The 14,575-nt window shown below is 65.4% G+C and carries 5 protein-coding genes; 4 read left to right on the top strand and 1 reads right to left on the bottom strand.

Translation table 11 applies throughout. From position 1 onward, the window contains the following. The 3 genes from ACIP0B_RS18340 to ACIP0B_RS18330 form a co-directional block, all read left to right on the top strand. A partial coding sequence (locus ACIP0B_RS18340; RefSeq protein ID WP_400834634.1) for a hemagglutinin repeat-containing protein occupies positions 1-10,574 on the top strand: 10,574 nt, incomplete at its 5' end. A gap of 107 nt (positions 10,575-10,681) precedes the next feature. Next, positions 10,682-12,388, top strand: coding sequence for a ShlB/FhaC/HecB family hemolysin secretion/activation protein (locus ACIP0B_RS18335; RefSeq protein WP_400834631.1), 1,707 nt, complete (start codon positions 10,682-10,684; stop codon positions 12,386-12,388). Positions 12,389-12,496: 108 nt separating this feature from the next. Beyond that, positions 12,497-13,081, top strand: a complete 585-nt coding sequence (locus ACIP0B_RS18330) for a hypothetical protein (RefSeq protein WP_400834628.1) — start codon at positions 12,497-12,499, stop codon at positions 13,079-13,081. A 46-nt stretch (positions 13,082-13,127) separates the two neighbouring features. On the opposite strand, the gene ACIP0B_RS18325 is transcribed toward ACIP0B_RS18330, so the two are convergent. Further along, positions 13,128-13,871 carry a DUF899 domain-containing protein gene (locus ACIP0B_RS18325; RefSeq protein ID WP_400834625.1) on the bottom strand — a complete coding sequence of 248 codons (744 nt, stop codon included), beginning with the start codon at positions 13,869-13,871 and terminating at the stop codon, positions 13,128-13,130. A gap of 175 nt (positions 13,872-14,046) precedes the next feature. Here ACIP0B_RS18325 and ACIP0B_RS18320 point away from each other — a divergent pair, with 175 nt between their 5' ends. Continuing rightward, positions 14,047-14,439: a transcriptional regulator gene (locus tag ACIP0B_RS18320; RefSeq protein ID WP_400834622.1), complete on the top strand. Its 393-nt coding sequence runs from the start codon at positions 14,047-14,049 to the stop codon at positions 14,437-14,439. Positions 14,440-14,575 lie beyond the last annotated feature (136 nt).

Genomic DNA, 14,575 nt, shown 5'->3' with positions numbered 1-14,575 from the left:
ACGAAGTGATCAGCGGCAACCCCAGCCAACTGCGCGGCTACACCGAGGTGGCGGGGCAGTCGGCGCGGGTGATCGTGGCCAACCCCTACGGCATCACCTGCAACGGCTGCGGCTTCATCAACGCACCACGGGTCACGCTGACCACCGGCAAACCGGTGCTGGACAACGGGCGCCTCGACCGCTTCCAAGTCGACCAGGGCAGTGTCGCCATCGAAGGCGCGGGCCTGAACGCGAGCAACGTCGACCGCTTCGAGATCATCACCCGCACCGCGAAGATCAACGCCCAGCTCCAGGCGCAGAACCTGGCCATCGTCGCCGGGCGCAACGACGTCAACGCCGACAGCCTCAACGCCACGGCCCGGGCCGACGACGGCAGCGCCAAGCCGCAGCTGGCCATCGACAGCTCGGCGCTGGGCGGCATGTACGCCGGGGCGATCAAGCTGGTGGGCACCGAGGCCGGGGTCGGGGTGAAGCTCGACGGCAACCTGATCGCCAGCGGCGGCGACATCCAGATCGACGCCAACGGTCAGCTCATGCTGGCGCAGACGTCGGCCGCCACGTCCGTGACGGTCAAGGCCGTCAGCCTCGACGCCCAAGGCGCGGTATACGCCGGTACTGCGCTCAACGTGCAGACCCAGGGCGACTTGACCAACCGCCAGACCCTCGCGGCCCGCGACAGCATCGCCCTCAGCGCCGGCGGCCGGCTGACCAACGCCGGGGCCATCGAGGCGGGCGTCAACGCCGACGGCGGCCGCAACGCCAACGGCGACCTGAGCCTGAACGCGCAGAACCTCGACAACGCCGGCAAGGGCCTGGTGGCCAGCCGCAACCTGACGGTCAACGTGGCGCAGACCCTGAACAATCAGGGCGGGACGCTGAGCGCCGGCCAACAGGTCACCGCTGGCGTCGGAACACTGGATAACCAGCGCGGCGGGCGCGTAGTCAGTCAGGGGGCGCTGAGCATCACGGCCGATCAGGCACTCAACACGGGCGGCCTGATCAACGGCAAGGGTTCCGTGACCGCCACGGTCGGTCAGTTCAACAACAGCAACGGCGAGGTCTCCAGCACCGGCGTCACCCGGCTCGGCGGCGCCGCACTCAACAATCTCGGTGGCCAGGTGCTCGGGGATCTGGGCTTGAGCATCGATCTCAGCGGGGCACTGGATAACCGCGACGGGGTGCTCGGTTCCGGCCGCGCACTGGAGATCAGGGCCAGGAGCCTCGATAACCGCGACGCCGGCGTGATCGTCAGTGACGGCGATCTCACGGTGCGCGTCAGCGAGAGGCTCGACAACCGGCAAAAGGGTGAAATCACGGCCAAGGGCGCGATCGATGTGCAGAGCGGCCAGCTGGATAACCGTGACGGCAAAGTCATCGGCAAGGGCACGCTGGCGCTGCGCAGCGACGATGCGGACAACCGGGGAGGCGTGATTCAGGCCGATCGGCAGTTGAACCTCAAGGTCGACCGCATGGATAACGGCGAGAAGGGGCGGATCATCGGCAAGGCCGGCATCGCTTACGAAGGCGAGCGGCTGGAGAACGGCGCTGGGCTGGTCAGTGGCGTCGGGCCGGTCAGCCTCAAGGTCGCTGAAGTGCAGAACGCGGCAGGACGGATCTCCAGCCAGAGCGATCTGAGCGCCACCGTGGGGGTGCTGCGGCAGCAGGGCGGCGCACTGGTTGCCCAAGGCGATTTGAGCCTGACCGGCACGACCCTGGATAACCGTAACGAAGGCCTGGTCGGCACCACGAAAAGGCTGACCCTCAATGTCGAAGACATCGACAACCGTGCCGGTGAACTGTCCGGCGGCCTGTCGTCGAGCATCACGGCTCACCACCTGGATAACAGCGATGCCGGCAAGCTCCTCTCCGGCACCGATCTGGAGCTGAAGGTCGCGGAACTGATCAATCGGAACAAGGCCGTGATCGTCGCCAAAGGTGCGACGACGGTGACCGGAAGCCTGTTGGACAACACCGGCGGCAACCTCGACAGCCTCAACGGGCTGGTGATCACGCTCGACGACGCGTTGCTCAATGGCTTGGGGTTGATCAACAGTGACGCGGGGCTTGCCATCAGCGCCGCACGTGTCGACAACACCGGCGGAAGCCTGGGCAGCGCGAAAACACTGTCGATCTTCAGCCAGGGGGCGCTCAGCAACCGGGGGGGATCGGTCAGCACGGACGAGCGCCTCGCCATCGACAGCGCCAGCCTCGACAACAGCCAGGGTGGAGTGATCTCCGGCAAGGACGCGGTGCGTCTGGAGACGGGCGACATCGACAACAGCCAGGGCGGTCGCCTGACCGGCGGCGCATCGCTCGAACTGAAAGCGGCGCAGGTCAACAACGCGAACGGGCGGATCGCCAGCCAGCAAGCCATGAATGTGTCGGTCACGGGGCTCGACCAGGAGGGCGGGGAGCTGTTCAGCAAGACCGCCCTGACCCTGGACCTGAACAATGGCCGGTTGAACAACCGCAACGGGTTGATCAACGCCCCCGGCGCCCTGCTGCTCAAGAACCTCAACGGCGTCGACAACCGCGGCGGTGAAATCTCCAGTCAGCAAGCCTTTGAACTGGTCGCCCGTGACCTGGACAACACTCAGGGCAAATTGCTGAGCCAGCAGGCATTGACGCTGCGCATCGAAAAGGCGCTGAACAACGTCAAAGGCGTGATTTCGGCGCAGTCGCTGGAGATGCGCAGTGAAGGGCTGGACAACGGCCAAGGGCTGATCAGCAGCCATGGCCGGTTGACGCTCGATGTCGACGACACACTGAACAATCAGGACGGCACATTGATTGCCGACGGTGCCCTGTCGCTCAACGCCGGCACCCTGAACAATCACGCCGGCAATGTCGCAGGCAAAGCCGATGCGACGGTTGTCGCCAAGGGCATCGACAACCGTGCGGGAAAACTGATCGCCACCGGTGGGCTCAGCCTGACGGCCGATTCACTGGACAACCGTGAACGAGGACTGCTGGGCGCCACGGGGGCTGCGTCCCTCAACGTCGGTGCCATCGATAACCGCGGCGGGGAAATCACCACCGGCTCCACCCTGTCGATCACCGGTCAGTCGCTGGACAACAGCGATGAGGGTCAGGTCTTTGCCGCCGACGACATGACGTTGGCCGTCGACGGTGTGCTGAACCTCAATAAGGGCACGATCACGACCAACGCGCAGTTGAGCCTGACGGGCATCAGCCTGGACAACGGCGGCGGCCTGTTGCTGAGCCAGCGCAATGCCCGGGTGGGCCTCGGCGGTGCCTTCGCCAACGACGGGGGCAAGGTCAACAGCGAAGGCGCCCTGACCGTCAACGCCGGGCAGGTGAGCAACAAGGCGGGCACCTTGTCGAGCGCGAAGGGCCTGACCGTCGGCAGCGCCGGTGCTGTCGACAACCGGGGCGGCAGCATGGTCACCGATGGCCAGCTGACGCTTGCGGGCGCCAGCCTCGACAACCGTCAGCAGGGCACGGTCAGCGGCAAGGGCGCCGTGGCGATCACGGCCGGCGCGCTCGACAACAGCCAGGGCGGCCTGCTCACCAGTGCCGCCACGTTGGACCTGTCCGCAGGCCAGGTCACCAACCGCGACGGCGGGCGCATCGGCAGCGAGGGCGCGTTGACCGCCTCGGTGACCGGGCTTGAGCAGCAGGGCGGCAAGCTGTTCAGCAACAGCACCTTGACCCTGGACATGAACAACGGCCAGCTGAACAACCAGAACGGCCTGATCCACTCGCCCGGCGCCCTGTTGCTCAAGCAACTCAACGGCGTGAACAACCGCGGCGGTGAGATCTCCAGCGCTCAGGCCCTGGCGCTCGCCGCGCAAGCCCTGGACAACAGCGGCGGCAAACTGCTCAGCAACCAGGGACTGACGCTGCGCATCGCCCAGGCGCTGGACAATGCCAACAAGGGGTTGATGGCGGCGTCCTCGCTGGACGTGCGGGCGGGGAGCCTGAACAACAGCGGCGGGACCCTCGACAGTGCCGGCGGACTGCTCGTCGCGGTGGAGGGAACCTTGCGCAACGACGCTGAAGGGGTGATCAATGCCGGTGAACGTCTCGACGTCCGCAGCGCCGATCTCGACAACCGGGGCGGCATGCTGATGGGGCGCGGCGACGTGACCCTCTCGGCGACGGCGTTGGACAACCGCGACAAAGGCCTGATCGGCAGCCAGGGCAAGTTGCTGCTGACGGCCACCTCGCTGGACTCCAGCAACGGCGGCGAGGTGGCGGCCAAAGGGGACATCGACCTGACGCTGACGGCGCTGACGCAAAACGGAGGCCGCCTGCTGGGGAGCGGCGCGGTTTCGGTGGATCTTGCCGATGGCGACCTGGACAACCGCAACGGCTTGCTGACCGCCAAGGGGCCGCTGACGTTCAAGCGTCTGCGCGACCTCAAAAACGGCAACGGTGAGATTTCAAGCGAACAGGGTTTCGATGTGGTCGCCCGGGCGCTGGACAACGGCAACGGCAAGTTGATCAGCAACGGGAATCTGCTGGTCAGCGGCACCGCCCTGGACAACCGCAAGGGGCTGATGTCCGGCTGGCAAGGGTTGACCGTCAACGGCCGCGCGCTCGACAACCGGGACAGCGGCACGCTGTCCAGCCGCCAGGGCAACGTGACGGTCGAATTGACCGAGGACTTGCTCAACAGCGGCGCCGGTGCGTTGGTCGCGCAAGGTGCCCTGAGCGTCAAGGCCGGCAATCTGGACAACAGCGACAAGGGCATCCTCAGCAGCGTCTCGGCCCAGAACCTCACGCTCACAGGGACGCTCAACAACAATCAGGGCGGCCTGATCGACAGCGGCGCCGGGTTTGCCTTCAAAGGCGAGGCCCTGACCAGCGCCGGGGGGGCGATCAATGCGCAGCAGGACATCGGCATCAATGCCTCGCGCCTCGACAACAGCGGCGGGCAGATCGCAGGCGGCGGTTCAATCAGCCTCGATCTGCGCGGGCAACTCAACAATGACGCCGGTCAGCTGGTCGGTGCCGGCCCGGTGTCGGTGAAGGGCGTGACCGACCTCACCAACCGCAACGGTCAACTCGTCAGCCAGAAGGCACTGGATCTGGCGACCGGTTCGCTGGACAACAGCGAACGCGGAACCATCGCGGCCAATGATGGCTTATCGATCACGGCCAGCGGCGCGGTGCGCAACAACGCCGACGGCCTGATCTACAGCCGGGATGCGAACCTGGAGCTCAAGGCGGCCGGCCTGGACAACCGCAAAGGGACGCTGCAGAGCGAAAGCGGCCTGTCGCTGGAAGTCGCCGGCGACCTCGACAACCAGAGCGGCCGCATCATTGCCCAAACGGGAACCGTCGGCATCCGGGCCGCGAACATCGACAACCGGGGCGGCGTGCTGGCCAGCATCAAAGGCATGCTCGAAGCGAACACCGTGGGCGTGCTGCGCAACGGCTATGACCTCGACAACAACCGCCAGGGCGGCATTGTCCAGGCCCAGGGACTGAAGCTTGCGGCACTCGCCGGACTCGACAACAACGGGGGACGGCTCTCGGCGCAGGCGTCTGACGTCAGCATCGTCACCGCCGCGCTGGACAACCGCAGCGGCGGCCTCTATGCGAAGAACCAGGTCAGCGTCACCGGCAGCCGTCTGGACAATGGCGGCGGACAGATCGCCGGCAACCGTATCGCCCTGGAACTGGGCAACGACCTGAACAACAGCGCCGGTGTCATCGAAAGCGACACGTCGCTGTCGGTCAAGGCCGCCAGCCTCGACAACCGCTCCGGCAAGCTTCGGGCGCTCGGCGGCCTCGGTAAGACGGTCTTTGAGATAGGCGGTCAGCTGGACAACCGCAAAGGCGTGCTCGAAACCGGCAATGCGGACCTGACGCTGGCGGTCGGCAGCTTTCTCAACAGCGAAGGGCAACTGCTGCATCTGGGCGACGGCACCTTCGATATCTCGACGGCCAACGTCACGGGGGCGGGCGGCAGCATCGTCACGCGCGGCGGGCTCACGCTGAATGCCGATACCTGGAGCAACTCCAGCGTCATCCAGGCCGGCCGTCTGAACGTCAACGTCAGCAACTTCAGCCAGACCGCCAGCGGCCAGCTGCTGGCCTCCACGCACCTGCAGGGACGGGGCGGCAACTGGTCCAACGACGGCTTGATCGCCAGCGATGGCAGCCTGGACCTTCAACTGGGCGGTGCCTATGGCGGCAATGGCCGGGTATCGAGCCTGGGCGACCTGACGCTGGGGGCCGCCCAACTGACGATCAATGAGTCCGCGAGCGTGGCGGGGGGCGGCGTGACCCGTCTCACCACCGGCGGACAACTGACCAACATGGGGCGCCTGACGTCGGCCGATTCGCTTGAGATCCGGGCGGCTACGCTGAACAACCTCGGCACATTGGCCAGCGCGAAGAGTCTGCTGATCAATGCGCAGACACTCACCAACAACCGGATCCGGGCCAACCAGGGGGCACTGCTGTTCAGTGGCGGCCCGATGAACCTGCAGGTCGGCACGCTCACCAACACCTACAGCGACCTCTACAGCCTGGGCGACATCAATGTGCTGGGCTACAACGGCGCCGACAGGGCCAGCCGGATCGACAACCTTTCCGGCCGCATCGAGTCCACCGGCGACATGTCGCTCAAGTCGGCGGTGGTGAACAACAAGATGGAGAATTTCAGCACCACGACCACAGAGGGCGACGCCTCATCCATCGGCGTGCGTTGCTACAGCTGCGACACGGCCAAGCCCAAACGCATGAGCGGCATCGCTTCGCATCTGGTCTGGCAGCAGAGCTTCAACGTGAGCGTCTCCGGCGAGGCGGACGCCTCCAGCATCACCTCGGGGCGCAACCTGAGCGTCACGGGGTCGGAGTTCATCAACTCCAACTCCACGGTCTCGGCCTCGTCCGACATCACGATCAACGTCGATACCTTCAATAACTCCGGCACTGCGCTGGGCAGCTACTCGGTGCTCAAGTACATCGCCAACAATGCGCCGTCCAGTTCGCTGTGGCAGCAGATCGGCGCCTACAACGCTCACAATGACCCGGGCTACAACCAAGACATCCGCTTCTGGACAGCCGGCGGCGCCGAGTCCCGGGAAACCCCGTGGATCAAGAGCAATCCCCATGTCGCCGAGACCCGCTACCAATACATCGGCACCTACGAACTCGATGTGTGGGGAGGAGGGGACATCCGGTTCGGCGCTTCACAGTACGCCTCCGGCGTCCGTGCCCAGGCACCGGCCGAAATCCTCAATGCCACCCCGTTCCAGACGATCATTACCGAGTCGGCGGGGAAAACCTACGTGCCGGCGATCATCCAGGCCGGCGGAAGCGTGGTCGTCAACGCGACCAACTCCATCACCAACGGCGAGCTGCGCCCCTTCAGCTCAGCGGCGGCCGGCCCCGGTCGGACCGTCGACACCCGTTCCGGCGGGGGCGCCGTGCCGACGGTCATCAGTCTCAACCGCCAGTTGCCGCCGGATCTGGCCCAACAGCAGGTCAACCCGCTGGCCTTGCCGGGGTTTGCCTTGCCGGGAGGACAGAACGGCCTGTTCCGCCTGAGCGGACAGGGCGCGAACCCGGCGGGCGCAACGCTGCCTGCCGGTGCGTCACCGACCTGGACCATGGGCGGCGCGACGGTCGGCCAGGCACAGCGCCAGTCTGAATTGCCGTCCTCCGGCGGGCGGACACTGCAAGTCGGACAGGTCTTGACGGTCGACGCTTCGGATCGGCAACTGACGACGGCCGACCGGCCCGGCGGCAACCTGACGGTCAACCGCAGTGACGTCAACACGTCCGTCGCGGTCGACACCGGGGCGCAGACGACCGCGCCGAACGCAACGGTCAGCGGTTCCGCCGGGCAGGCGATCGCCCGGGTCCAGGGCTTGCCGAACACCCAGGCACCCTCGAACCCGCACAAGTATTTGATCGAAACCAACCCGGTGCTGACCGAACTCAAGCAGTTCATGAGTTCGGACTACCTGCTGGCCAATCTCGGCTATGACCCGGACCAGAGCGCCAAGCGCCTGGGCGACGGCCTGTACGAGCAACGCCTGATCCAGCAGGCGGTCGTGGCGCGCACCGGGCAGCGCTACATCGATGGGCAGACGTCGGACGAGGCCATGTTCAAGTACCTGATGAACAATGCGATCGCCAGCAAGGAGCAACTCGACCTGTCGGTGGGTGTGACGCTCACCGCCGAGCAGGTGGCGGCGTTGACGCATGACATCGTGTGGCTGGAGGAGCATGAGGTGAACGGCGAAAAGGTTCTGGTGCCGGTGCTGTACCTGGCCCAGGCCGACAACCGTCTGGCGCCTGACGGATCGTTGATCCAGGGAGCCAACGTCAAGTTGATCGCCGGCAAGGACCTGCAGAACGCCGGCACCTTGCGCGCCAGCAACAACCTGACGGCGGCCGCCGCCGGCGATCTGGTCAACAGCGGCCTGATCGAAGCGGGCAACCGCCTCGACCTGCTGGCCGGCAACAACCTCGTCAACAAGTCCGGCGGCATCATCGCCGGGCGCGACGTGAACCTGGTCTCGGTCAAGGGCGACATCATCAACGAGCGGACGGTGACCGGCAGCGCGTTCCTGTCCCAGGGCTACATGCAACAGCGCGAGTCCCTCGACAACGGGGCGCGCATCGAGGCGGGCAATGACCTGAAAGCGAGCGCCGGACGGGATTTCATCAGTTCCGGCAGCGCCCTGGTCAGTGGCCGCGATACGGTCATCGAGGCCGGGCGCGACGCCAGCATCGAGTCTGCGCAAAGCAAGAGTTCGGCGCTCGGCGGCACCAGCAGCAACAGCGTGTCTCAGGTCGGTTCGACCGTCACGGCAGGGCGCGACTTCTCGGTGACCGCAGGGCGTGACCTGTCGGTGGTCGGCAGTCAGATCAGTGCCCTGCGCGATGTGAGCATGAGCGCGGAGCGGGACCTGCTGATCGCTTCGGCCGAGGAGGAATCCCATTCCTACTACAAGTCGAAGAAGCTCACGGCGCAGGAAGACCACATCAAACAGATCGCCAGCACCATCAGTGCCGGTGGCAAGGCAGGGTTCACGTCCGGCAAGGATCTGACCGTCGTGTCGAGCCGCATCACCGCCGGCGACGAAGCGTATCTGGTGGCGGGCAATGACCTCAACGTGCTGGCGGCGGAAGACTACGACTACTCGCTGTACGACAAAAAGAAGAAGGGCAGCCTGGGGCGCAAGCAAACGCGCCGCGACGAAGTGACGAAGGTGAAGCATGTCGGCAGCGAGATCATCAGCGGCGCGGATCTGACCCTGGTCAGCGGCGGCGATCAGCGGTATCAGGTGGCCGAACTGAAGGCCGGCAAGGACCTGACGATCAGCAGCGGCGGCGATCTGAGCTTTGAGAGTGCGACCGACCTGGTTCAGGAAAGTCACGAAAAGAGCAACAGCAGCCTGGCCTGGAGCAAGGCCAAGGGCGCCGGGAAAACCGACGAGACCGTTCGCCAGAGCCACTTGCTGGCGGTCGGGGACATCGTGATCAAGGCCGCCGGAAACATCCGCATCGATGTCAAGGAAGTGACCCAGAAGACCGTGGCGGACAGCATCGACGCCATGGTCAAGGCCGACCCGCAGCTGGCCTGGCTCAAGGACATGCAGGACCGCGGGGACATCGACTGGCGCATGATCAAGGAAGTGCATGACCAGTGGGACTACAAGAGCTCCGGCATGGGCATGGGGGCGGCCATTGCCGTCGCCATCATCGTCACGGTGATGACCGCCGGGGCGGCGAGCACCATGGTCGGCGGGATGGCCTCCAGCACGAGCTCCACCTTTGCCGCCGCGACGGCGACCACCGCTGCCGGTTACGGCAACGTCGCGCTGACGGCGGTCATCACGTCGATGGCCAGCACCGCGGCCGTCAGTGCCATCAACAACAAGGGCAACCTGGCCGAGACGCTGAAGGACGTGCTGTCCGAAGACAACCTGAAAAGCTATGTCACGGCGGCGATCATTGCCGGGGCCGGCTCCTACACCGGCGACTGGGGCACGAAGATCGGGCCGCAGGGCAACAAGATCACCATCAGCGTCACCGAGCGGCTCAAGGCCTTCGCCGTCAACACGGCGCTGAAGGGACTGCTGACCGGGGACGGCAGCGACAAGTCTTGGCTGACCATTGCCGGAACCGGAGCCCTGGCGGAGATCTATGCCTACTGGACCGGACGCGGGCCGGACATCCGACCGGGCGAAGACCGGCCCGGCGGCCCGAAATTCGATCAGCTCGAAGGCGGCCTCGTCCCCCGCGAATGGGTGAACGGCGAGTGGGTCGAAGGCAAGAACATCGGACTCAATGCCGAGTGCAGCTCAATGCTGGCGGTCTGTCATGGCACGCTGATCAGCAACATCGCCAACTCGGTGCCGGGCATGAATGCCTTCGCGACGCTGCATGACACCTGGATGGACAAGCTCATTCTCAGCAAAGAGGCCGAATGGGTGCTGGGAGGCTCTATCGGGCCGAGACCGGACATGACGATCTTCGAGAACCTCGGAACCATGCCGCCGGCGCTGGCCGTCAACTATGGCGCGCTGTATGACAAGTACCGGCCGCTGATCGAGCAGACCAAGCGCGAAGCCAAGCAATGAACCGCTGACCGACGGGTGATCGGAACGATCATCCGTCGGCGCACACGTTAATGTCATCGGTGGCGGCAAGCGCTTGCGCCACTTGTCTTTGAACAGAGGGATCGAACATGTACCCACCCGCCCTCGCGGCGAGGTTGTGCGTAGCGTTGCTGTGCCTTTCTCCGCTCCAGTCCGCCTTCGCCGCCCCCACCCCCGGCGACACCGACCTGATCCGCGACCGCCAGAACCGCCTGCTCGAAGAGCAGCAGCGGCGCCTGGAGGAGCTCAAGGAACTGCCCGGCAAGGCGGCCGAACCGGCCAAGCCCGCCGCGCCCGCCGACACCCGCTGCTTCCGGATCGACGACATCGAGCTCAAGGGCGCCGACAGCCTGTCCGAGGGGGAGAAGGCCAGCCTGCTCAAGCCCTACGTCGGCCAGTGCCTGGGCGTGCCGCAGCTCAACGAGCTGCTCAAGGTCATCACCAACCGCTACATCGAGAAGGGCCTGGTGACCAGCCGCGCCTACCTGCCGCAGCAGGACCTGTCCGGCGGGCACCTGAAGGTGCTGGTGGTCGAGGGCCGCCTCGAAGGCCTGAAGGGCGCCGAGAACAGCCGGCTCTCGGCGCGCGAGCTGGCCATGGCGTTTCCCGGCAGGGCCGGCGAGCTGGTCAACCTGCGCGAGATCGAGCAGATGGTCGACCAGCTCAACCGCCTGCCGTCCAACCAGGCCAAGATGGAGCTGGCGCCGGGCAAGAACGTCGGCGGCAGCGAGGTGCTGGTCACCAACACGCCGCAGAAGCCGTGGCGGGCGGGGCTGTCGCGCAGCAACGAGGGCCAGCGCAGCACCGGCGAGCAGCAGTGGGGCACCACGTTCGACTGGGACAGCCCGCTGGGCCTGGCCGACCAGCTGTCGCTGCGCGGCGGCCACGACGCGATGACCGACCACCAGCACACCTCCAACAACGCCATGCTGTCCTACAGCGTGCCGTGGGGCTGGTGGAACTTCAGCTACACCTACAGCCAGAGCGAATACCGCTCGCAGATCGCCGCCAACGGCTACAACTTCAAGCAGACCGGCGACAGCGAAAACCACCAGCTGCACGCCGAGCGGGTGATCCACCGCGACTCGGTGAGCAAGACCTCCCTCAGCGGCGGCCTGTCGTACCTGCGCAGCAACAACTTCATCGAAGACAGCAAGCTGCGCCTGAGCAGCAACCGCATCAGCGAGGCGCAGCTGGGCTTCAACCACGGCCGGCGGATCGGCGGCGCCTTCGTCAACTTCGACGCGGGCGTGCAGCAGGGCATCGGCGCCTTCGACGCCCAGGGCAGCCACGACCCGGGCCCCGGCGAGCCGGACGCGCGCTACCGCAAGTACACCGCGACCCTGAGCTACCTGCAGCCGTTCAAGCTGTGGGGCGAGTCCTTGAGCTTCAGCAGCCTGATGACTGGCCAGCGCAGCGAAGACGTGCTGTTCAGCCCGCAGCGCACCAGCCTCGGCGGGCTGTCGTCGGTCCGTGGCTACAAGGACCAGTCGCTGTCCGGCGACAGCGGCGGCTACTGGCGCAACGACCTGCGCTGGACGCGGCCGGTGAGCGCCGAGTGGCTGCGCCCGGTGTTCGCCGAATACGGCACCAGCCTGGGCTACGACCAGGGCGTGATCCGCGGCGACCGCTACAACGGCGACCAGCACGGGCGCATGTCGAGCAACTCGCTGGAGCTGTTCGCCCGCGGCCAGCACGTCGCCGCGACGGTGACCTTCGCCCATTCCCTGGAACGGCCGGACGCGCTGCCCGAGCGCGAAGCGCCGATCTATTTCCGCCTCGACTTCTTCATCTGACCGCGGCCTGCCCCGAGACCCTGACATGGACATTCGCCAACTGACCTTTTTCCGGCGCGAGCGGCCCCGGCACGCTCAGCGCTGTCTTGCGAGGCAAGGTCAGGGCGCTTGCGGGACAAGGCGGACGTCAATGAAACTGTCTCCTTTTGGGTTTCAGAGAATGGTGAATTCCGGATCATGAAAACGGCTGAAAGTCTGGGGATTTTCTGGAGCTGCGAAGACCCCGCCACCGGCAATGTCTGTCAGGACGAAGTCAGTGGCCTGATTTTTTACGGTTACTGGTCACAAGGCTTTACGCCCGGGTTTGCCGACCGGCTTGAGGCATTCGAGGCCATCTGGCAGGGGCGGGCGCAGTTCAAGCCAAGGCTGTGGGAGGATGCCTCCCTGAGCGACCTTTCGGTGGAGGTCAGGATCCTCGCCTGGCCTTGCGACAGCGATTGGCCTTCGCTGATCGAGCGGTCGCTGGCATGGTTCGTCGGTCTGGGCGCCACCATCGCGTGGTGTGGAACGGAATACAGCAGCCCGTCAATTGAAGTGTTCAGCCTGGATGACGAACCATGGGCCGGAAATGTGTATGCCGCTTACAGCCACGCGACCGGACTGCTCCTGGGATCCGGATTGTCCGCCGAGTACAGGGAGCTCGAACCGGTCGAGCTGGATCATGCCTACAAGGCCGCGTTCGGGGTTATGTAGGCAAGGTGCCCTGTGTCCGGACAGCCAAGAGCAGCGGGCCTGCGCCTTACTGGGCTGATCCTCCATGGCAGCAGCTGTTTTTGGTTTCACCCTCATACCGGTCATGATGCCGCACCCACTCCATGATCTCGTCCTCATTCCTGCCCTTGGGCGTGAGGTCGTGAAAGTTGTAGGCGCCCACCAACAGATCCAGGCCCCGCGCATACGTGGAATAGGTATGGAAGATCGCGCCGGCCTCATCCCGGTAGAACACGCTCAGCCCCGGCATTTCTTCCTCGGAGCTGTCGGTCTTTTCGTAGTTGTAGGTGGCCTTTCCGGCGGCGGCGTCTTCGCTTCGGGCGCAAACGCCGAAGTCGTAGTTGAAATCGGAACCGTCTGATGACACCCAATCGAATGTCCAGCCCATCCGCCGCTTGAAGGCCTGGAACTCGGCGAACGGTGCGTGGGACACCGCCACCAGGGCGATGTCGTGATGGGCCAGGTGCAGGTCGGCGCCGTCGAAGTGGTCGGCCAGGAACGAGCAGCCCTGGCAGCCTTCCTCCCAGCCCTTGGCGAACATGAAGTGGTAGACGATCAGTTGGCTGCGCTGGCCGAACAGGTCGGCCAGTTTCAGTTCGCCGTCGGGGCCGTGGAAGCGGTAGTCCTTGTCGACCTTCACCCAGGGCAGGGCGCGGCGCTGGGCGCTGAGGCGGTCGCGTTCGCGGGTGAAGGCCTTTTCGTCGGCCAGGTGTCGTTGGCGGGCGGCGAGCCATTCTTCGCGCGACACCACCGGATGATTCTGCACGTTCATGATGATTTCTCCTGCGGGGTTGAAACCGGCTGTCTCAGACTAGTCGTTCAACCCGGCGGGAATTCGACAGACCGCCGGTCGGTCGGGGCCGTGAATCCGGCTGAACGGCCCCGGACGGCACCGGTCACACCTTTTGAGAGCGTTTTCACTGACGCACACCGGAGGTTGAATCGGGATGACGACTTACAACTGGGATTTGATCGAGCGTTTGCTGCACGAAGCGCAGAACAGTGCCGGCCACAATTTCACGCCACGGCCCTACGCCGAGCAGCACGCGGCGGAGCAAGCGGCGGCCGGTGAGCCGATAGACAACCTGGATCACCTGAAAACCCTGGCCTGCGAGTATGAAAAGCTGTTGCTGCTGCGCGGCTACATCGAGCCCCGGCCGAAAGAGGAAGGCGGCACCGGGGGGAACTTCATTCTGACCCCGCGCGGCGCGAGCTTGCTGAGCCTGATCGACAGCAGCATTCCCGGCCATGACCATCCTCGGCAGGTGCTGGACGAGCAGGCGGATGCGCTGGACGAGGCGACGTTCGATCAGGTGGCCTCCAAGGCGCAGATTGCCTGAGCCTTTCGCCCCCTTGCGCTGGCCTCACTGACGCCATCGCCCACAGGTATCGCCGGTGTCCGCAAGATCCAGGCACACCACAAAACCTGTAGGAGCTTGCCTGCAAGCGATGGGGCCAGCACTGCCGACATCTCTG

This window comes from Pseudomonas sp. NPDC089534 (assembly GCF_044749305.1).
Taxonomy (GTDB): domain Bacteria; phylum Pseudomonadota; class Gammaproteobacteria; order Pseudomonadales; family Pseudomonadaceae; genus Aquipseudomonas; species Aquipseudomonas ekonensis.
Note: the sequence above shows the minus strand (reverse complement) of the source record. Positions and strands in the feature narration are given on the sequence as shown.